Annotated in this window: 16 protein-coding genes; 5 read left to right on the top strand and 11 right to left on the bottom strand. The window is 42.8% G+C overall.

All coding sequences use genetic code 11. The features are described 5' to 3' along the window. Nucleotides 1–18: 18 nt before the first annotated feature. The 3 genes from GGD38_RS25035 to GGD38_RS25025 all read right to left on the bottom strand — a co-directional run bounded on the left by GGD38_RS25035 (nt 19) and on the right by GGD38_RS25025 (nt 2,247). Nucleotides 19–951: a DUF3078 domain-containing protein gene (locus tag GGD38_RS25035; RefSeq protein ID WP_375296863.1), complete on the bottom strand. Its 933-nt coding sequence runs from the start codon at nt 949–951 to the stop codon at nt 19–21. Between the two features lie 90 nt (nt 952–1,041). Continuing rightward, complete coding sequence (mscL, locus tag GGD38_RS25030; RefSeq protein ID WP_375296864.1) at nt 1,042–1,413, bottom strand: large conductance mechanosensitive channel protein MscL; 372 nt, start codon at nt 1,411–1,413, stop codon at nt 1,042–1,044. Nucleotides 1,414–1,500: 87 nt separating this feature from the next. Beyond that, on the bottom strand, nt 1,501–2,247 hold the full coding sequence (locus GGD38_RS25025) for a PPK2 family polyphosphate kinase (RefSeq protein WP_375303903.1): 747 nt from the start codon (nt 2,245–2,247) through the stop codon (nt 1,501–1,503). Between the two features lie 66 nt (nt 2,248–2,313). Here GGD38_RS25025 and GGD38_RS25020 point away from each other — a divergent pair, with 66 nt between their 5' ends. Further along, entirely contained in the window at nt 2,314–3,195 is an 882-nt protein-coding gene (locus GGD38_RS25020) for a DMT family transporter (protein ID WP_375296866.1), read from the top strand. A 103-nt stretch (nt 3,196–3,298) separates the two neighbouring features. Here GGD38_RS25020 and frr read toward each other — a convergent pair whose 3' ends face one another. Continuing rightward, entirely contained in the window at nt 3,299–3,862 is a 564-nt protein-coding gene (gene frr, locus GGD38_RS25015; protein ID WP_375296867.1) for a ribosome recycling factor, read from the bottom strand. Nucleotides 3,863–4,017: 155 nt separating this feature from the next. Beyond that, complete coding sequence (locus GGD38_RS25010) at nt 4,018–5,151, bottom strand: MraY family glycosyltransferase (protein WP_375296868.1); 1,134 nt, start codon at nt 5,149–5,151, stop codon at nt 4,018–4,020. 248 nt (nt 5,152–5,399) lie between these two features. Between GGD38_RS25010 and GGD38_RS25005 the strand changes: the two genes are divergently transcribed. Continuing rightward, nucleotides 5,400–6,236 (top strand): transketolase, encoded by an 837-nt coding sequence (locus GGD38_RS25005; protein WP_375303902.1) that lies wholly within the window; start codon nt 5,400–5,402, stop codon nt 6,234–6,236. Nucleotides 6,237–6,333: 97 nt separating this feature from the next. Here GGD38_RS25005 and GGD38_RS25000 read toward each other — a convergent pair whose 3' ends face one another. Next, a complete protein-coding gene (locus GGD38_RS25000; RefSeq protein WP_375296871.1) occupies nt 6,334–7,557 on the bottom strand; it encodes an FtsX-like permease family protein in 1,224 nt (407 codons plus the stop codon). 126 nt (nt 7,558–7,683) lie between these two features. After that, complete coding sequence (rbfA, locus tag GGD38_RS24995; RefSeq protein WP_375296872.1) at nt 7,684–8,058, bottom strand: 30S ribosome-binding factor RbfA; 375 nt, start codon at nt 8,056–8,058, stop codon at nt 7,684–7,686. A 68-nt stretch (nt 8,059–8,126) separates the two neighbouring features. On the opposite strand from rbfA, the gene GGD38_RS24990 reads away from it, so the two are divergent. Both GGD38_RS24990 and GGD38_RS24985 read left to right on the top strand, forming a co-directional pair. After that, complete coding sequence (locus tag GGD38_RS24990) at nt 8,127–9,947, top strand: ABC transporter ATP-binding protein (protein WP_375296873.1); 1,821 nt, start codon at nt 8,127–8,129, stop codon at nt 9,945–9,947. 245 nt (nt 9,948–10,192) lie between these two features. Beyond that, the gene (locus tag GGD38_RS24985) at nt 10,193–12,301 is read left to right on the top strand and encodes a DPP IV N-terminal domain-containing protein (protein ID WP_375296874.1); all 2,109 of its coding nucleotides are present in this window, start codon (nt 10,193–10,195) and stop codon (nt 12,299–12,301) included. Nucleotides 12,302–12,533: 232 nt separating this feature from the next. Here GGD38_RS24985 and GGD38_RS24980 read toward each other — a convergent pair whose 3' ends face one another. Further along, nucleotides 12,534–13,427 carry a TraR/DksA family transcriptional regulator gene (locus GGD38_RS24980; RefSeq protein WP_375296875.1) on the bottom strand — a complete coding sequence of 298 codons (894 nt, stop codon included), beginning with the start codon at nt 13,425–13,427 and terminating at the stop codon, nt 12,534–12,536. Nucleotides 13,428–13,431: 4 nt separating this feature from the next. Continuing rightward, nucleotides 13,432–16,779: an isoleucine--tRNA ligase gene (gene ileS / locus GGD38_RS24975; RefSeq protein ID WP_375296876.1), complete on the bottom strand. Its 3,348-nt coding sequence runs from the start codon at nt 16,777–16,779 to the stop codon at nt 13,432–13,434. Between the two features lie 1,156 nt (nt 16,780–17,935). On the opposite strand from ileS, the gene hemN reads away from it, so the two are divergent. Continuing rightward, nucleotides 17,936–19,366, top strand: coding sequence for an oxygen-independent coproporphyrinogen III oxidase (gene hemN, locus GGD38_RS24970; RefSeq protein WP_375296877.1), 1,431 nt, complete (start codon nt 17,936–17,938; stop codon nt 19,364–19,366). Nucleotides 19,367–19,520: 154 nt separating this feature from the next. Here hemN and GGD38_RS24965 read toward each other — a convergent pair whose 3' ends face one another. After that, nucleotides 19,521–20,054, bottom strand: a complete 534-nt coding sequence (locus GGD38_RS24965; protein ID WP_375296878.1) for a CopD family protein — start codon at nt 20,052–20,054, stop codon at nt 19,521–19,523. Between the two features lie 318 nt (nt 20,055–20,372). After that, a complete protein-coding gene (gene hemH, locus GGD38_RS24960) occupies nt 20,373–21,392 on the bottom strand; it encodes a ferrochelatase (protein WP_375296879.1) in 1,020 nt (339 codons plus the stop codon). Nucleotides 21,393–21,851 lie beyond the last annotated feature (459 nt).

Genomic DNA, 21,851 nt, shown 5'->3' with positions numbered 1-21,851 from the left:
AGTTTTAAAATCAATGCATTAGAACTTTCGCTGGTACCCAACACCAATAAACTGGCGCACCTGCAGGCGGGGGGCATTTTTATCTTTACCAAAGGTTTTTACATCGTCGTCATATACAAGATCAACACCGATATTAAAAGAAAAACCCTTGTACACATTCATGGCCAACAGATTGGTCATAAACAGGTCGATATTTTCGGGATTGTGTTTATAGTTGGAGAACAGATCGAGCTTGGCCTTATAGGTTAAATTCTTGATGATCTCGCGGTTTACAGTGGCGGTTAAATAAGCACCTATCTCATTACGTACTGTTTTGCCGGTATCAACACCATAGGCGCCTTTAGCCGATAATTCATCGTCCTTTACTATTACCCAACGGGTTGTAATGGGCGAAAGGAACAAAGAAAAAGTAGGGCTCGGTTTCCAGTCCATACCCGCAGCAACGATCACATAGGCCGGGGCCATAAATGTAGATTGTTTGATCTTGGTAGTATCATTGGGGTAGGTAAAACCATCGGTAAACTGTGAGCGGAAGTTGAACAGCCCGGTGAGGTACATATGATCAAAGAGCTGGCAACCATACTTTGATAATATATCTATGCGGTCGTTGGTTTTGCGGGTACCCAGTGATGTGGAATTAATATAGCCGATCTCAAGGTCTATGTTGTTATCCCACGAATGCCGGCCCTTTTTATAAAAAGCAAATAAGTTCAGTAATCCATTTGCATTAAACGAGAACTGGTCGCCACCAGCTGCCCAGTTCGACAGCGAGGTTTGCCCAATGGTAGAATTGAACATACCACCGGTTTTCCAGGTTTTTACAGCGGTATCGCTTGCATCTTTTTTAATTGATTTTCCTATTTCGCCTCTTAACTCCTGAACGGTTTTGTCTTGGGCCATGCTGGTAAACGTTATCGCTATAAAAGCGAACGCCAGTGCAACTTTCTGCATACGGTTGTTTATAATGTTTAAAAGAAAAGGCATTTTGACGTTAATCAAAATGCCCTGCAAATATAAAACCCATGTTTTATTTCCTATAGCCTATTTCTTTAATGAATCGCGAATTTCACGCAATAAAATAACTTCCTCGGGAGTAACCGGAGCTGCAGCTTCTTCTTTTTTCTTGAAACGGTTAATACCTTTTACGATCAGGAATAGTATAAAAGCAACGATAATGAAGTTAATAGTGGCAGATAAAAACACACCAACCTTAACGGTACCCATTATAGTCAGTTTGTCAAGATCTTGCAGGTTAGCTGCATCCAGTGCAGGTTTCAACAACAGGGGCGTAATAACATCATCAACAAGTGAACTTACAATTTTGCTAAATGCCGCGCCGATGATAACACCAATTGCCAGGTCAACTACGTTGCCCTTCATGGCAAATTCCTTAAATTCTTTCATCATTCCCATAAAAAATAGTTTTAGTTGTTAATGATATTTACTTCTAATATATCAATTTTATCAATATCAGCTTCCTGATTGATATTAACAAGTTGTTTACTTCTTTAACCCCGGGTATTGCATATTCAGCTTTTCAAGCGCTTTTTGCAGGGTATGCGCTATTATGTATTCTTTATACCAGTTCTGATCGGCCGGCACAATTGTCCAGGGTACATCATTGCATTGTTCAAAACAATCTTCATAAGCAGCCCTGTAATCGTCCCACAACTTGGCTTCTTCAAAATCCTTTTCGTTATACTTCCATTGCTTGGCCGGGTTATGAATACGTTCCTGCAAACGTTGCTCCTGCTCTTCGGGTGATATATGCAAATAGAATTTCAATATGGTAGTACTGTTATGTTCCTGCAGCAACTGTTCAAAGTCGTTAATGGCCTTCATACGTTTCTTAACCGTTTTTTCATCTATCCATTTATGTACGCGGGTTATCAGTACATCTTCATAATGCGAGCGGTTAAATATCTGAATACTGCCTTTGGCGGGAACAGCCTTATGTACACGCCATAAAAAATCGTGGCTCAGTTCTTCTTCTGTAGGTGCTTTAAACGAATGCACCTGCACGCCTTGCGGGTTCAGCGCGCCAAATACTTTTCTTATAACGCCGTCTTTGCCACTTGCATCCATACCCTGTAATACTACCAATACAGCATGCTTCGATTCGGCATACAATAGATTCTGTAATTCATTCAAACTTTCAATTATCCCCTCCGTTTTTGCTTTTGTTTCTTCCTTGTCCCAATCTTTAGGCGCCCGGGTACTAATGTCTTTCAACTTGATATTAGCCATACAAATATGTTTACGTCAAATTATTACATTTCGAAATGAATACCTGATTTTTGAACAAATATTTACATGCCAAACAGGGGATCGTTCATTAATGGAATTGTTTTCATTGTGCTTTGTATTATTTGGGGCAGCTCCTTTATACTAATGAAAGAAGGCATTACCCACTTAAGTGCATACCAGGTGGCCACCATACGAATACTGAGCGCCGGCCTGGTGTTGCTGCCTGTAGCAATTAAACAATGGAAAAATATTCCGCTCAATAAACTCGGCTATGTATTTCTATCGGGAATATTGGGCAGCTTCTTCCCTGCTTATTTATTTTGTTTGGCCGAAACAAAGATAGATAGCTCGCTTGCCGGATTTCTTAATTCACTCACCCCTGTATTTACCATATTTACCGGCTTATTGTTCTTTGGCCAGGTATTTCAATTACATAAGCTTGTGGGGGTATCAATTGCCATGGGTGGTATGGTGGTATTGTTGTTTGCTAAAGGCAGTGTAAATATGCAATTTCTATCCTATGCCGCGTTTGCACTTGTAGCTACTGTTTTATATGGATTGAACATAAACCTGGTTGGCCGTCATTTACAGCAAACATCGTCACTGGCGGTGGTTGCCGTAAGCTTTGCGTTGCTGCTTATCCCCTGCTTTGTTATACTATGGGCCACAGGATATTTTTCATTGCCATTAACGCAAAAAGGTATACTGTATTCAAGCGGCGCCTCTTCACTTTTGGGTATTTTGGGCACAGCGGTTGCCACTATACTTTTCTATATACTTATAAAACGTTCGGGCGGGTTATTTGCTTCTATGGTCACCTATGGTATTCCGTTTATTGCGCTATCGTGGGGTTTGCTGGCAGGGGAAACCATTAACAGCTGGCAGGTTGTTGGATTAATTATTATTCTTGCGGGGGTGTATGTGACTACCCGATGGAAGAAGAAGTAAGAAGTACGAGGCAGGATGAATAATATGAGTTAAAAGAAAAAAGTAGGAGGCAAGAAAATTCGCGAGCTTCTTACATCCTACTTCTTATTTCTTACTTCGTATGTTATACGGTCATGATCTCTTTTTCTTTTGCAGCCAGGTGTTTATCAACCAGTGCAATAAAGCGGTCGGTTGTATCCTGAATGGTCTTTTCGGCGTCTTTACAAACGTCTTCGCTCAACCCGTTTTTCTGCAATTTTTTAACCTGCTCCATAGCATCGCGGCGGATATTACGAATGGCAACTTTTGAATGCTCGCCTTCACCTTGTGCTCTTTTCACCAGTTCTTTACGCCGTTCTTCGGTTAAAGGAGGCATAAACAAACGGATCATCACACCATCGTTTTGGGGATTGATGCCAATGTTAGCGGCAATGATAGCCCTTTCAATAGGCTGAAGCATATTTTTTTCCCAGGGCTGAATACTGAGGGTACGCGCATCGGCTACCATAATATTACCAACCTGGCTAATAGGTGTTGGCGTTCCATAATAATCCACCACAATACCGTCAACCAGGTTTGGATTGGCTTTACCGGCACGTACTTTCACTAACTCTGTTTCCAGGTGACTTATGGCTTTTTCCATACCCTCCTGGGCTAAATCCTTAATAATATTTAATTCATCTGACATAGGAAGAAATATTAAATGCCTGCAAACCTACTTATTTTTTTCGGATGATGGTGTTTGCAAAAGACAATAGGCATGATAAGCAAGAGTTACCGGTTACCAGTTTCCAGTTTCCGGGTCGGGTATTTCCAGGTAATAAGTAACCAGGCACCTGGCAACTAATTCTTATGTTCTAAGATGGTATCGGTAGTAAGAGGAACGATCTTAGAGCTTTTCAACTCTCCTTCCTGCGCATCAATTGTTTTAGCTACAAACAGGCGTGCCCGTGGCCGGGTATAATACAATGCCGCAATACCTGAGAAAAACACAATTAATATGGCCAATATGATCCAGGTACAACCCAGGTTACGGCCGGCATATGCAGCCAGAATAAACAACAAATTAATTGAAACCAGCAGCAAAGTTATATTACGGTGCGAAAGGCCTCTGTCGAGTAACAGGTGATGAATGTGATTTCTGTCGGGGCTAAATGGCGAACGCCGGTTAAACGCACGTATCGCAAACACGCGTAATGTATCCATTAAAGGCATTACCAGTATGGCAACAGCAACAGCTGGTGAAGCAAGAATAGGAACTGCTATATCGGTTTGATTGGCTACATTGATGAATTTCACAACCAGTATAGCATTTACCAACCCTATAAGTAGCGAGCCCGTATCGCCCATGAATATTTTTGCCGGTTGAAAGTTGAATATCAAAAAGGCCATTAAGCTACCGGCCAGTGAGAAAGCTAAGATCGAATAAGCAAGCATGTTCACTTGCAGAAAATAAAAACCAAATATAGCTGAAGCCATAAGGCCCAGGGTGCCAGCCAATCCGTCGATACCATCTATCAGGTTAAACGAGTTGATGATAACGATAACAGTAAGATAAGTTAACAACAGGCTGAACATTTCGGGCAGATCATGTATGCCCATAAAGCCATACATGCTTTTTATTTGAATGTTGCCTTTGTAAATTATAAGGAACGCTGCCAATACCTGGCCAATGAATTTTTTGATTGGAGATATAACCAAAATATCATCTTTCAACCCAAGGAAGAAGATAACGAATGCAGCAGCAAAATAGAATTGAAAATCGGTAGCCGATTGATATGGTATGGCTATAAGACAAGCCAACATGAACCCGGCGAAGATGCCAAGCCCACCCAATGATGGAATGGGGTTATGGTGCACTTTTCTTTCGTCAGGTATGTCAAATAATTTTTTCTGTTCTGCTACGGTTATAATTACCGGAATAGCTAAAAAGGTAATTGCAAATGAAATAGCTATAGAAAATAATACATCAAACATCAGCCTGATTTTGTGAGTCTTGGAATATAATACGTGCTACCAATCGGGCCGGGTGAGGCTCATTAACACAAAGCAACGCAAATTACAGTGTATTTTCGGAATTCCCACTAATTAAAAACACTTATACTTAAATACAATGCAACTTTATTACCAACGGCTTTGGATATAAAAATATTGGGAAAGTTTAATTTGATTTATTGATACAAGTCACATTTCCTGTAGTTTTGCACCCAAATTTAAATCTTGCTATGCCAGCTTTAAAGGACATCGCTACTCAAATTCGCAGGGATATCGTTCGTATGGTTCATGGTTGTGCCAGTGGTCACCCGGGTGGTTCACTTGGTTGTACCGATTATTTTACCGCATTATATTTTAAAGTAATGCAGCACAATCCAAAGTTTACCATGGAGGCCCGCAATGAAGATGTATTTATACTATCTAATGGCCATATTTCTCCGGTATTTTATTCTACCCTGGCCCGCGCGGGTTATTTCGACGTAAAAGAACTAGCTACTTTTCGTAAAATAGACTCCCGCTTACAAGGTCACCCTGCCACCCACGAACACCTGCCTGGTATTCGCATTGCCAGCGGTTCATTAGGACAAGGTATGAGCGTTGCCCTTGGTGTAGCTTTATCTAAAAAGCTGAATGGTGAGAACAATGTAGTTTATTCATTACATGGCGATGGTGAGCTGGATGAAGGTCAAAACTGGGAAGCTATCATGTTTGCCGGCGCTAAAGGTGTTGATAACCTTATTTCAACTGTTGACTGGAATGGCCAGCAAATTGACGGGCCTACAGATAAAGTAATGAACCTGGGCGACCTCGAAGCTAAGTTCAAAGCCTTTGCATGGGATGTAATGATACTTGAAAAAGGTAACGATGTTGATGCAGTTGTTGCAGGTCTTGAAGCGGCGAAAGCACGTTTAGGTAAAGGCAAACCCGTTGTTATTTTAATGAAAACAGTAATGGGCGCTGGTGTTGACTTTATGGAAGGTCATCACGAATGGCATGGTATTGCTCCTAACGATGAGCAGCTGGCAAAAGCACTGGCTCAATTACCAGAAACCCTCGGCGACTATTAATTATAGTTGCTCAATCATAAATAAAAAGGTCTGTTCTTATGGAACAGACCTTTTTATTTATGATTATATAAATTATTTGTAATCAGCCTGATAACATCTAACTCCTCAGCTCAATAGGCTGCAACGCTGCCTTGCGCGAAGGGAACCACGAAGCCAGAAAGGCAACGAATGAAACAGTAACGGCTACAAGAAGAAAATCGGTAGCCACTAATTGCACGGGATAATAATCAATTAAGAAAGTGCCGCCCTGAATGGCAATGATCTTATATTTAACCTGGGCCCAGCAAAAAACAATGGCTAACAATACGCCGCTTATAGTTCCAATACCCGCCAGCAGCAAACCTTCACTTAAAAATATCTTTTGTATTAACCGGTTATTGGCGCCCATTGACTTTAATACCTGAATGTCTTTTTGCTTTTCCAACACCAACATGGTTAAACTGCCGATCATGGTGAAGGCTGCCACAATAAGCATTAAGGTAAGAATACCATAAATAGCCCATTTCTCCAGGTTCATTACACTATATAAACTCTGGTTCTGTTCGTACTTTGTTTCAACCTTATAAGTATTGCCCAATAATTGTTGAATACCTCTTTGCACATCATCTGCATCAAAGCCGGCATGCATGGCCAGCTCAACACTGCTATACTCATTGGGCCCCAACCCCATCATTAGTTTCATAAAACCAATATTGGTGATGGCGTATTTATTATCAATATCCTGTTGGATCAGGAAAGTACCTGAAGATTTGATGTTGGCAGCATTAACAGCCTGGGTAGCATCGGCCAGGTTAAAATCCATCCCCCGCTTAAAAGCATATACGGTAAGCGGGAATATGTTTCTATCGGCTTCAATACCTATAGCATTCTCTACTCCATTACCCACTACCAGGTAAGGGTCGTCGGCGCTTCCGGTTTGATAATTACCTTTTATTAGTTTCTGTCCCACACCGGCCACCGACTCATACGAAGTATCAACCCCTTTAATTACAACCGGTACCTGTATATCATCATTTAACAGAATGGTCTTTTCTTCGGCAACAAGGCTATAAGCACGAACACCTTTTACCCCCTGCAATTTTTGTAATTGTTCAGGCGTAAGTATGATGGTCTTGCCCGACTGAGCTGAAATTTTCAGATCGGGATAGAACGAAGAATACAACGACTTTACCAGACTTTCAAACCCATTGAATACGCTTAATACTACTATAAACGCAAACGTAATACCCATTATGGCCACTATACTTACCCATGCAATAACATTGATAGCATTGGTACTTTTCTTTGCTTTAAAATAGCGCCAGGCGAAAAGGAAGTTCAATAGTTTATTGTTTGAGTTTGTAGTATCTGGTTGCTCTAAGCCAAATGATCGTCTAATGTCTATTCCTGAACCTGTTTCAGGTTGCAGGGTTATAATGCCCTGTAACTTGTACCCTGTAACCTGTAACTATTTCTTATCCTTATTTTCGTCGTCTGATTTGATCTTTTTGAACAATTCTTCCATTTTAAACACATGGTCCAGTGTATCATCATGGTAGAATCTCAGTTCGGGCATGCGGCGTAATTGCTTGGCCACACGGCTGGTAAGCTCGCGTTTTATTTCCCATGCCCTCTCTTCCACCTTATTCAAGGCCTCTTTGGCATCTTTTACCTGAAAAAAGCTCAGATAAATACGTGCTTCAAGCAGGTCGGGTGTGATCTTTACCGATGATATAGACACCATGCCCCCATCGATCATTGTGAGCCCTAATCGTTGAAAAATTGTATTTAATTCTTCATTCAGTAAACTTCCCACCTGTTTTTGGCGTTTCCCTTCTTGCATTTCTCTTAACGGTTTAATAGCCGTAAAATTAGTTACTTTGCACCGTTTACTCATTATTTTAACTGTTCATGAAGCGATTTTCAAGGATTTTCTTTTATCTGCGCAATCAGAAAAGCAGAATTGCAGGCTACCTGGTATTCAATGTATTATCAATCATTTTCTCGCTGGTATCCCTCACAATGCTTGCGCCGTTCTTAAATATATTATTCAGCAATGAACCGCCCGTTACCGTTCGCCCCATAGTAGAATGGACCTCCAAAGGCCTCATGGAACAATTAAAATACGGGCTTTCCTATCTCATGCTTCATTATGGCCCTTCAAAGGCGCTTACGGCCATCTGTATTACCATCTTAGTATCTATATTATTTAAAAACCTGTTTTTATACCTGGGTATTCGCATGCTAATTCCCCTGCGTAACAGAATTATGACCAGGTTCAGGGAAGATCTGTATGATAAGATCCTGGCGCTTCCGGTAAGCTATTTTACCGAACAACGCAAGGGCGATATGATGTCGCGCATGAGTAACGACATGAATGAAATAGAATGGAGTATCATTGGCGCACTCGAAGGATTGATAAAAGACCCGTTGAACATTCTTATAGTGTTGGGTATGCTTATTTTTTTAAGTCCACTTTTATCTCTGGTAATGCTGGTTTTGTTACCTGTAGCCGGTTTAGTATTGGGCCGGGTAAGCAAAAGCCTGAAAAGAGACTCGGGCAGGGCGCAGGAACAACAAGGTTTATTATTAAGCACGCTCGATGAATCGCTGGGCGGCCTGCGGGTTGTAAAAGCTTTCAACGCCGAAAAGCTGATGCGTAACCGCTTTGTGGGCAATAATAACCTGCTTAACAAATTGCGCATACAAATGGCATTCAAGCGTGATCTTGCCTCCCCCATGTCGGAATTCCTGGGCGTAATGATCTTTTGTTGCATACTGCTTATTGGCGGCTATATGGTATTTGCCCACAAAGGAGGATTGACCTCTGAAGCCTTTATAACTTATTTGGTCGTATTCTCTCAGATCATTCAACCGGCAAAATCACTTTCACAGGCTTTTTATAATATGCGCCGCGGCGCTGCAGCCATTGACCGGGTTGAAGAAGTGCTTACAGCTCCTTTGATCGTATCTGAAGTGGCCAACCCCAGAACCCTGCAACACTTTGAAAACAAGATAGAGTTAAAGAATGTATCTTTTAAGTACAACGATGTAACCATTCTCGATAACATCAATCTTACAATAGAAAAGGGCAAAACCATTGCGCTTGTTGGATCTTCCGGCGCTGGTAAAAGTACCCTGGCCGATCTTGTGCCCCGCTTTCATGACGTTAGCAGTGGCGAGTTATTGATTGATGGCATTAATATAAAAGAATACTCGCTGTTGTCGTTGCGCGACCAAATGGGTATTGTTACACAGGAACCCATTCTGTTCAATGACACCATTGCCGCCAATATTGCCCTGGGTAACCCGGTAGCCACTATTGATGAAATTGAGCAGGCGGCTAAAATTGCCAATGCGCACGATTTCATCATGAAAAAAGAAGAGAATTATCAAACCAATATAGGCGACCGCGGTAGCAAACTCAGTGGTGGCGAACGCCAGCGCCTGACCATTGCCCGCGCCGTTCTTAAAAACCCGCCCATCCTTATTCTCGATGAGGCCACTTCATCACTGGATACCGAAAGCGAGCGCCTGGTTCAGGACGCCATTAATAAAATGATGGCCAACCGCACCAGTATCGTTATTGCTCACCGCCTCAGCACTATTCGCCATGCCGACGAGATCATTGTTTTACAAAGAGGCAAGATCGTTGAACGCGGCACCCACGATACTCTGATTGGTCAAAATGGATTCTATCGAAAGCTGGTAGAAATGCAGGAAGTGAAGTAGTTGCCGGTTACCAGTTACCTGTGTTAACAACATGAAACTACCTGATCTTAAGAATGCGTTACAGGTTTCAGGTTGCAGGTTACAAGGCAAAGCCAATGTATTCCCCTGTAACTTGTAACCTGGAACCTGAAACAGCTGTTTTCACATCCAACCATCAAACCATTAAACCTTTCACCCCCTGAAACCACCGTCAAATTATCTAATTGGCTAAATTTCGAGTTAAATAATAAAAAAACTACATGAAAATGGCTGTTGCTAAGGGTATGGTTTTGCCATGCCTGCTTTTGTTTGCCGTTACTACCCACGCGCAAAAGCAAAATTTCACCTTTGAACAAATATTCAAAAACAGCGAAACCAATGCTGTACAACCACTGCCAACTATTAATGGCTGGGCCGATGACAGCCATTACATTATAACCCAAAAAGAACCCAGCGGCCGTATGGCCACCTATATGGTGGATGCTAAAACCGGCAAGTCGGTCCCACACCCCGAAGGCGGACTTATAGCACCGCCCGAAACTTCAATACCAGGCAGCGTTAATACCACTTACTCGCCCGACCGTAAATGGGCGGCCTACACCAAAAAAGACAATAACCTGTACATTAAAGATATGGCCAGCGGTAAGGAAACCGCCCTTACCTCTGATGGATCTGCCACCGTTTTGAACGGTTATGCCTCCTGGGTATATTATGAAGAGATCCTTGGCCGCGCCAGCAAGTACAAAGCTTTTTGGTGGAGCGCAGACAGCAAACATCTTTGCTTTATGCGATTTGATGAATCGCAGGTGCCTGTTTTCCCTATTTACGTTGCCGATGGCCAGCACGGCTATCTTGAAAATACCCGTTACCCTAAAGCCGGTGATAAGAACCCCGAAGTAAAGATTGGTGTTGCATCTGTTAATCCTGGTGAAATTGTATGGGCCGATTTTAATGCAAAGGATGACCAATACTTTGGCGAACCGGCCTGGAGCCCCGACGGCCAGTTATGGATTCAATGGATGAACCGCAAGCAAAACAACCTGAAGATCTATAATATTGACCTTGCCAACGGAAGTAAAAAAGAAGTGTACGATGAAAAGCAGGATACCTGGATCGACCTCGATGAAGATGAACGCATTACCTTTCTTTCTGCCGGTAAAGGTTGCATTATAAAAAGCGATCGTGATGGTTGGGAGAACTTATACTACTACGACAACAATGGCCAATTGAAGAACGCCATTACCAATGGCAATTTCTGGGGAACCGGCATTGCCAAAGTTGATGAGAAGGCCGGCGTAGTATATTTCAGGGCGCGTAAAGAAAACTCAGCCCGTTTTGATCTGTACAAAGCAAGCCTGAATGGTAAGGGCGTTACCCGCCTGAGCTTTGGCGATTACACCCACGATTTCTTTAGCATATCGCCCAACGGCAGTTACTTCATTACAGTTTATTCGAACCTCAATACGCCACCGGTAATGGCCCTGGTTGATGCCAAAGGAAAGGTGGTTAGAGAAGTGGCCAATGGTAAAGGAAGCAACTTTGGTAACTATAACTTACCTAAGAACGAAATTGTAAAGGTACCTTCGGCCGACGGCCAGTTTCAACTGCCGGTATCTATAACCTACCCAATCAATTTCGACCCCGCTAAAAAGTACCCGGTACTTATCAGCATCTATGGCGGACCGAACGCCGGCACTGTATATGATCGTTGGAAACCTACAGTAAGCCCTGCTCAATGGTTTGCACAGGAAGGTATGATACAGGTAGCTTTCGATAACCGCAGCAGCGGTCATTTTGGAAAGAAAGGCCTCAACTACATCTTCCGTCAGTTGGGTAAATATGAAATTGAGGACTACATGGCCTGTGGCCGCTGGCTTAAACAACAGCCTTGGGTAGACAGCAGTAAACTTTGTATTACCGGGGGCAGCTTTGGTGGTTACATGACCTGTATGGCGCTTACTTATGGCGCCGATGTATTCCCTTATGGTATTGCAAATTCATCGGTTACCGACTGGAAGTTTTATGACACCCATTATACCGAGCGGTTTATGAACACGCCACAGGACAATCCCGATGGCTATAAGATCACTTCTGTTATGAACTATGCCGATAGGTATAAAGGCCTGTTACGTATTGTGCATGGTACTTCCGACGACAATGTGCATATGCAAAACAGCCTTGTGTTCATTAATAAGCTGGAAGACCTGAAAAAGCATTTTGAGTTTATGGCCTACCCTGGCGAACGCCATAGCTTTATGGGGTTGAAAAGAGTACACAACAGTTACGAGGCGTATAAATTCTATTACCAGTATCTGCTGCAGAAGCCAATGCCTGCGGTATTCTGGGCACCGGATGGGTCCCAAAGAGGATTCTAACTTAAAGACGAACCTTTTGGTCCTAACGATATGAAGTAGGAAGTATGATGTAAGAGATAAGAAATTCGCGAACGTCCTACTTCCTACCTCTTACTTCTTACATCATTTTCATTAAATAGTAAAGCCCTCCGGAATACCGAAGGGCTTTACTATTTAATTATTTAACCGGCATAGTACTCCATTTCCACTACAAGCAGAATGATAACCAACCGACTATGTATGCAAGCTCTGCTTACTTGTTCATCATTTGCTTGGCCTCGATACTCAAGGTCGCGTGCGGAACGGCGCGTAACCTGGCTTTGTCAATAAGCTTTCCGGTTACACGGCAAATACCGTACGTTTTGTTCTCGATGCGCATTAAAGCTTTTTCAAGGTGATCAATGTAGTTGATCTGGCGGCTGGCCATTTGAGCCAACTGCTCCCTTTCCATACTCATGCTGCCATCTTCCATGGTCATGTAGCGATTTTCGTTTTCATCGCCTCCCATTTCATCTTTGCGGGTTATTAAACCCTGTAAATATGTAAGCTCTTTTTTAGCTTGTTCTGCTTTTTTCAAGATCAGTTCTTTGAACTCGCTTAGTTCGGCATCACTATATCTCATGGTTGGTCCTGTTTGAATGTTTTCTGGTTGATCTAATACTGATTTCGTGAATTCCGGTTCGTATCTGCGCGATGTTTTAGTCTTAATTTCCGGTATTACGACCTTTACCGGTTTAGGAGGGTCAGGTTTTTTAGGTGGCGGCGGTGGTATAACGGTTTCCGGTTTCTTGGTTTCTACCTTTACTTCCGGTTTTTCAACCTTTACATGCGCCTCCACTGTTTTCTTTACCTCTTTAACTTCTTTTATTTCAACTGGTTTGGCAACTTGTTTGGCGACGGTAGCTGTGTGAGAAGAAGGTTTTGCATGTGCCTTGGCAACCTCCTGGTGATGAGCAACAGGCTGGGGTTTAACCGGGGCCTTCTTTTCAACAGGTGGTTTAACTGCCTTTTTTGCAGCAGGTTTAACCTCTTTTTTAGCAACTACTTTTTTAGCAGCAGGTTTGGCTGCCCCGCCTGCCGGTCGGGCTGGCCTTTTTGGGGCAATCGTTTTTTTTGCTGGCTTGGCCGCCTTTTTCTTGGTTGCCATACATTTACGCTTTTTTTGTAACGAACACTTTTAATGGAATATCGTTCACTTCAATTTCAATGCCATCTGGTAATTCAGGTACAAGTTCAATTTTATCTGCCAAAACTTCTGTACAAATATAATTATTAAATTGGGCGATCGATTGGTTTAACTCCTGGTGTTCGGTTACCTTAACCAGTATTCGATCAGTGAGCTCAAACCCACTGTCTTTGCGGATTTTCTGGATACGGTTAACCAGTTCGCGGGCATTTCCTTCGCTGACCAGTTCTGGGGTGACGGTTACATCCAAAGCCACGGTGAGAACATCTTTATTGGCCACCATCCACCCGGGGATATCTTCACTGGTGATCTCTACTTCATTAGTCTGTAATATTAAGGGTTCGTTCTCAATATTCAATGAAATACTGCCATCTTTTTCCAATTTAGATATGTCTTCCTGGGTAAATGCTGTCAAAGCTGCGGCTACTGCTTTCATTTTGCCCCCCAATTTCTTACCCAACATAGTATAATTGGGTTTTATCTTCTTTTTAATAAAACCGTTATCCTCTGTCAAATACTCGATCTCTTTTACGTTCACCTCGCTTTTTATAAGGTCTGCAACCAGTTCTACCTGCGCTTTCATGTGTTTATCCAACACAGGCACCAGCACTTTTTGCAATGGCTGACGAACTTTTATGTTCACCTTCTTGCGTAAACTCAACACAAGCGACGATGCATCCTGGGCCAGTCGCATCCTTTCTTCCAGTTCGGTATCGATGGCATTTGTATTGGCAACGGGATAGTTATCATGGTGTACCGATTCTACCTTATGCCTGCCGGTTACTGCGTTCAGGTTTTGGAACAATGCATCGCTGAAGAAGGGTGAAATAGGCGCCATCAGCTTTAACACGGTTTCCAGGCACTCGTACAGGGTTTGGTAAGCGCACACTTTATCATGCTCGTACTCCCCTTTCCAGAACCGGCGGCGGCACAACCGTACATACCAGTTACTAAGATGCTCATCCATAAACTCTTCTATGGCCCTACCAGCCTGTGTTGGCTCGTAATCGTCCATATACTCCGTAACCTTTTTAATAAGGGTATTTAAAGAAGAAAGGATCCAGCGGTCAATTTCGGGCCGTTGTTCCAGCGGTATGTACGCTTCTTTAAAGGAGAACCCATCAACATTTGCATACAATGCAAAGAACTGATAGGTGTTGTATAAGGTGCCGAAGAACTTGCGTTGTACTTCCTTAATGCCTTCCAGGTCGAACTTCATGTTCTCCCAGGGCGAGGCATTGGTAATGAGGTACCACCGGGTAGCATCAGCGCCGTACTGCTCAATGGTCTTAAACGGATCTACCACGTTGCCCAGGCGCTTACTCATCTTATTACCATTCTTATCAAGAACCAGTCCGTTCGATACGCAGGTCTTATATGCTACAGAATCAAATAACAGACCAGCTATTGCATGCAGGGTGTAGAACCAGCCACGGGTTTGATCGACCCCTTCGGCAATAAAATCAGCCGGATAGTTTTTATTGAACGGTTGCTTGAAAGGGAACGGATCGCCGGCGGCTAATTTCTCATGATCGAGGCCCCATTGGGCATAAGGCATGGCGCCGCTGTCGAACCAAACGTCAATAAGGTCGGGCACCCGCTTCATGGGTTTGCCCGAATTACTAACCAGCACGATATCATCTACATAAGGTTTATGCAGATCGAGATCGTTCATGATCTTAGCATTATTGGTGCCCAGGGCTTTATCAGCCTTAGCTGCTTCTTCTTTTAATTGCGGAACAGAGCCAATGCATTTTTCTTCATTACCATCTTCGGTTTTCCAAATAGGTAAGGCAGTGCCCCAAAAGCGGCTACGGCTCAGGTTCCAGTCAACCATATTCTCAAGCCAGTTACCAAAGCGTCCTTCGCCGGTTGATTTAGGCTTCCAGTTGATGGTCTTGTTCAGGGCAACCAGTTTATCTTTAACAGCGGTTGTTTTTATAAACCAGGCATCTAACGGATAGTATAACACAGGTTTATCGGTACGCCAACAGTGTGGATAATTATGCTCATATTTTTCAACCTTAAAGGCGCGGTTCTCTTTCTTCAGCTTAACGCTGATGTCTACGTTAACATCAACATAATCTTTTTCGTCTTTATAGTTCTTTACATAGCGGTTGCTGAACTCGCCTACACCTTCTACGAATTTACCCTGGCGGTCAACCAATGTTAATATACCGATGCCATATTTCTGACCTACTCTATAGTCATCTGCACCAAAAGCCGGGGCCGTATGCACAATTCCGGTACCATCTTCGGTAGTTACGAATTCGCCTAACAACACTCTAAATGGATCGCCACCACTTTTTTCAGCAGTATTTGCTTCAAAAGGCAGCAACTGCTCATAACGGCAACCTTCCAGCTGCGACCCTTTAAACTCTGCAAGTATTCGCCAGGGCAATGTTTTAACCCCTTCGTTGTATTCTTCAAACCCGGTATTTTCGTTCTCGGGCTTAAAGTATTTACCCAACAGGTCTTTTGCCAGAACTACATTTATTGGTAAATGCGTGTATGGGTTAAAGGTTTGTACCAGTACATAGGTTATGCGCCCTCCTACTGTTAAGCCCAGGTTCGAAGGCAGGGTCCAGGGAGTTGTTGTCCATGCCATAAAGAACAGCTCACCGTTGGCAGCATCAAACAGGAATTTTGATTTTTCATCCTTCACTGCTTTGAACATTACAACGGCGCTGGTATCTTTTACCATTTTATAGCAACCAGGCTGGTTCAGCTCGTGTGAGCTAAGACCGGTACCTGCGGCCGGTGAGTAAGGCTGAATGCTTACGCTTTCATACAGCAGTCCCTTTTCGTACATCTTGCTCAGCAGGTACCAAAGGGTTTCTATATAATTGTTATCGAAGGTGATATAAGGATCGTTCAGGTCAACCCAATAGCCCATTTTTTTGGTAATATCGTCCCATTTGTCTTTGTACCGCATTACGGCCTCACGGCACTTGCGGTTATATTCTTCAACAGTGATCTTTTTGCCTATATCTTCTTTGGTAATTCCCAGTTCTTTTTCAACACCTAACTCAATGGGCAGACCATGGGTATCCCAACCGGCCTTGCGGCTTACCTGAAAGCCGCGCATGGTTTTATAGCGGCAAACGAGGTCTTTTAATGTGCGGCTAATAACGTGGTGAATGCCCGGCATTCCGTTGGCGCTTGGCGGCCCTTCGTAAAACACAAAGGAAGGGGCATCGTTACGAAGCGATACACTCTTCTCAAATGCCTGGTTTTCACTCCATTTAGCTAATATTTCCTGTTCTATAACAGGTAAATTCAATTTCTGGAACTCTCTGTAGTTAACTGCCATATATTTCCCGGTAAATCTGTTTAAACACTTTTATTTGGGCTTCCTTACAAAATTACCTGAAGTACAGGTAATTCCGCAGCCCGAAAATTGTGCAAAGGTACTGAAAAGTTACCGGTTGCCGGGGAGTCAGTTACCGGGTATAAGGCCCCTATAACCTTAAAATCTGTACCGGTTACAGGGATGCAGGTTTCCGGTTAAAGCTTCAGTTCATGGTTCATAGTTCTCAGTTCTTAGTTGCCGGTTATTGAGTTGTTCAGTTGTTCAGTTAGTTAGTTCCTGACTGCATGCAAACCCCGATTCTCGATGCGGGTTTATTGCCGATTCATGATTGCCGGGCCAAATGGCGAGGCTCAACCTTCGTAAACCCACTCACCACTCACCATTCACCATTGACTATTCACCATTCACCACTCACCTTTCATCGTTTAAACATAGGTCACTATGATGCATGAAAATAACCTGCTCAAATTTCTTAAGGTCTTTATCGACTGTTCGGTTATATACATAGCCAGGCCCATGCATTAGAACTTGTTTGGGTATAATGCCAGTTCTTTGATTGATTTTTAATGAATAGCTCCATTTTAAGCCGGGTTTATCCACATTTCTGGCTTTTGGCATAATTTCTGGAACTATTTCTGTGCTCTTTGCAATAGATGAATGTTGATAAATTAGAGAAGAAATTTAGGTGTGACTAACTGATTTTTGGTACGATATTTTCTAAGTATTAGTCCCTGTCACACACCTAAAAGTGCCGCCTCGCAGGGAGTTCTTTTGAAAACGACATTTGTTACCTCATTATATGGAAAACCTTTTCTACGGTTTAGGGTTTAGGGGTTAAAAAGGGGAGTAGTCCTGCTCCCCTTTCCTTTAAAATTCTAAAACAAAGGAAAGGTTTTTCTTTTTTACACCTTTTTGTAATCCGTTACCTTCCCGTTTTTAATCTCTGGTAATGCCTGTGGAAAAACCAATCCAGGGCTGTGCATGCCTACGAACAACCCCCGTTTTCGGGAAGCGAAAGACATTGGTGACCCTTTTGTAAAACCTCCGCCACGGGAGGTTTTTTTATGCCCCTGCCTGATGAAAATCATACTGCATTATAAAGCCCGTCATCTGCTACATAATACTCCGCCGGTAGTTTTGCGTCAACATCTTTCATATGACTATCGACCCGGTTTTGCTTCATAAATACAATGTTCCTGTTCCCCGTTATACAAGCTACCCAACGGTTCCCTGCTGGAATGAACATATAGATGCTTCACAATGGACTTCGGTATTTCAACAACAATTTAATGAGCAGAACCGGCGCAAAGGCATTAGTCTTTATTTACACCTGCCGTTTTGCGAATCGCTATGCACCTACTGTGGATGCAATAAGAAAATAACTACCAATCATAGTATTGAAGACGAGTACCTGCATGCTATAATTACCGAATGGAAGTTATATCGCCAATTAATGACCGAAGCGCCCGTCATTAGGGAAATGCACCTCGGCGGCGGCACTCCTACTTTCTTTTCGCCTGCCAATCTTGAAAAACTCATCAAAGCCATTACCAACGACGCCATCATTCATCCCGACCATGAATTCAGTATCGAAGGCCATCCAAACAATACCACCAAACAACATATGGAAAGCCTGTTTCAATTGAGTTTTAGGCGTATTAGTTTTGGTGTGCAGGATAACGACCCAACTGTACAACGCATAATTAACCGTATTCAACCTTTTGAAAATGTACAACGGGTAACCGAACAAGCGCGAGCTATTGGTTTCACGGCTGTTAATTTCGATCTCATATATGGCTTGCCGTTACAAACCCTTTCATCAATAGAGAAAAGTATTCTGCAATCACTGCAATTGAAACCCGATCGGGTTGCATTTTATAGCTATGCACATGTTCCCTGGACAAGCCGCGGCCAGCGCTTGTTCGATGAGAATGACCTGCCGGGTGCCGAACTAAAAATGCAACTGTATGAAACCGGGCGCAGGCTGTTTATTGACCATGGTTATAGCGACATTGGCATGGACCATTTTGCTTTACCGGGCGATGCCTTGCATACCGCCTGGCAACAAGGCACCATGCACCGCAACTTTATGGGGTACACTACCCAACACAGCGGTTTACTGCTTGGCCTCGGTGTTTCGGCCATCAGCGATGCAGGCATTGCCTTTGCACAAAACCATAAAACCTTGCACGATTATTATAAAAGCTTAACATCTCCTAACCCGATCCTTCAATCACAAAGTGTGGGTCACTATGTTGGTGGTGACTCACACTCTTCACTTATTGTTCCTGTAACAAAAGGATATTTTCTTACACAGGAAGATGAAGCTTTCAAGGCTTACATCCTCGATGTAATTTGTAGAGGAACCACTACTTTTCATGCTGAGCATATGCCGTTGTTAAAGCAATATACGTTTCCTGAATTGGCTTTGTTAGAAGCAGATGAACTAATAACCTGGGATGAAAAAAGACTACAGGTAACAGAGCGAGGCAGGCACTTTTTGCGTAATATTTGTAAGGCGTTTGATTTGCACTTATTGAGAAAAGAATCAACAAGTAAAAATCCTCAATATAGTAAGGCAATATAAATTCCAAATCACAAGATCCAAGAATAAATTCCAAATCACAAATTCCAAGAACCAAATAAATTTAAAAACCCAAATCCCAATACAACTATGTAGTTGAGATTTGGGTTTTAAGTATTATTTTTTGGGATCTTGAGATTTGGATCTTGCGATTTTATCAAGGTTTCTTTTTGTCTCTTATAATCTTATAGATCTTAATGGCACTCATTAAAACAATCACAAACCCAATTAACCCGGCCAGCCCCCACACCACACTCATATTTTGTTTTACAGTGGCCAGCATTACAATAGCTACCAGGAAGATGGTAGCTACTTCGTTCCAGATGCGCAGCTTTTGTGAGCTATATTTGAAAACACCATTCATTTGTTGTTTGTAAATGGCGTGCAGTGAAAAATGATAGGCATATAACCCGGCTACAAAAAAGAGTTTTATCAATAACCAGCCGGGCAACACACCCAGCTGTAACCATACCAATGGACCAAATACCAATGTAAGAACAGCCGATGGCCAGGTAATACCAAACCAAAGGCGTTTGATCATAACAGTAAATTGTTTCTGCAGTATCGACTTCTCAGGTTCACCTTTTTCGCCGGCTTCGGTATTATATATAAACAACCGCACGATATAGAACATACCGGCAAACCAGGTTACAATGAATACAATGTGAAGGGCTTTTATATAGTTGTACATAGTGTGGAAAATCGTGAAACGTGAAAAGTGAATCGGCAATCGTGAATCGGCAATCGGCAATGGTTACCCAACCTTCAAGCTTCGCTGTCGTGAAACGGTCTGCCAGCTGGCGGATGAAATGTGAAAGGGTTTCCTAATCTCAGGACTCGCGTCTGCGGCAATCGGCTTGAATTTTAGGCGGCGCAAGGTCGTAAACAAATCTGAATATTCGCGAGCCCACTCACCACTCACCACTCACCACTCACCACTCACCACTCACCATTCACCATCAGCCCATTATCAACTCCTGGTTAACTTGTTAACTCGTCAACTTGTTAACTAACCTTTGATCCACGATGCAATCGCCTTCACCCACATAGGATGTATATTTAAACAAGGTATCATGGTGAACGATTCACCACCCGCCTGCATAAATGTTTCCTTACCCTGCTCTGCAATTTCTTCCAGCGTTTCTAAACAATCACTTACAAATGCCGGACAAGCCACTAATAATTTCTTTACACCTTCGCCTGGCAACTCAGCCAGCCGTTGTGCAGTGTAAGGCTGCAACCAGGGGTCGCGGCCCAACCGTGATTGAAAAGAGAAATTATATTTCTCCTTAGGTATATTCAGTATTTCGGCCACCTTTTTAGTGGTAACCAAACACTGATGCCGGTAACAATATTTATGCGCTTCACTGCTTACCTCGCAACAATTATTCACTTTTAAACAATGATTGCCGGTAATATCACCTTTATGTATATGCCGCTCAGGCACTCCATGATAACTAAACAGCAATTGATCGTACGGCTGTTGCAGGTATGGCTTCATGCTATCGGCCAACGCATCTAAATACAGTTGATTATCGTAATAAGGTGGAATAACAGTAAGCTTGAACTTATACTTACCCTTTACATGGGCTTCTTTGGCGTATTCAACGGCCGTTTCATAACTACTCATAGCATAATGCGGGTACAGGGGCACCAGCACTACCTCTTCCATATCGGGCATTTTTTCTAACAACTCATCATAGGCTGTCCAGGGGGCAGGTGCGCCATAGCGCATAGCCAGGGTTACCGGTTCGGTCACCTGTTTTTGCAAGGCATCCTGCAACTGTTTGCTTATTACCATCAGGGGCGAACCTTCTTTTGTCCAGATGGTAGAATAAGCGTGGGCACTTTTAGGCGCCCTGAACGGAACAATTATACCCCGCACCAATAACAAGCGGCTCAGGTAGGGCATGTCGATCACCCGCTCATCCATCAAAAACTCGTTCAGATAACGACGTACATCTTTAACCTTAGTTGAATCGGGCGAACCCAAATTCATTAAAACGATTCCTCTTTTAGTAGCTGCCATAATAATTGGTGCAAAAGTAACACTGTTAATCGCTTAAAAATCAAATTTTACTTTCCGCTGACTTGCGTACCAATTCGGCTTAAACCATCATACATTGTTTTTTCTTCCATATGTATGCCACCTTTCATCCTGGGGTTTTCTTAGGGTGTTTCTGGGGTCATCCTGGGGTTAAAACCCTAGGATTATCCTAAGATGACCCTAGGATGACCCCAGGATGACCCTAAGATGAGAGGTATCATAGACATGTTTGAGACTATGACCACTATCAGTACAATATTAATAGTATAATAATAATCATCGATTTGCAAAGAATCTCCCTTTGCGCGGGCGCGGCAGGGTTCAAACCCCAAGGGTTTTCTTTAAGAATTATTTCCAATTAATATTTTCAATAATAATTGAGCTAAAGCTCATCAAAATGAAATTATTACAATTGTAAAAATTTTTGAGTGGAGATGTAAA

Source organism: Niastella sp. OAS944 (assembly GCA_024809215.1).
Lineage (GTDB): Bacteria > Bacteroidota > Bacteroidia > Chitinophagales > Chitinophagaceae > Niastella.
This window is presented reverse-complemented; position numbering and strand designations above follow the sequence as displayed.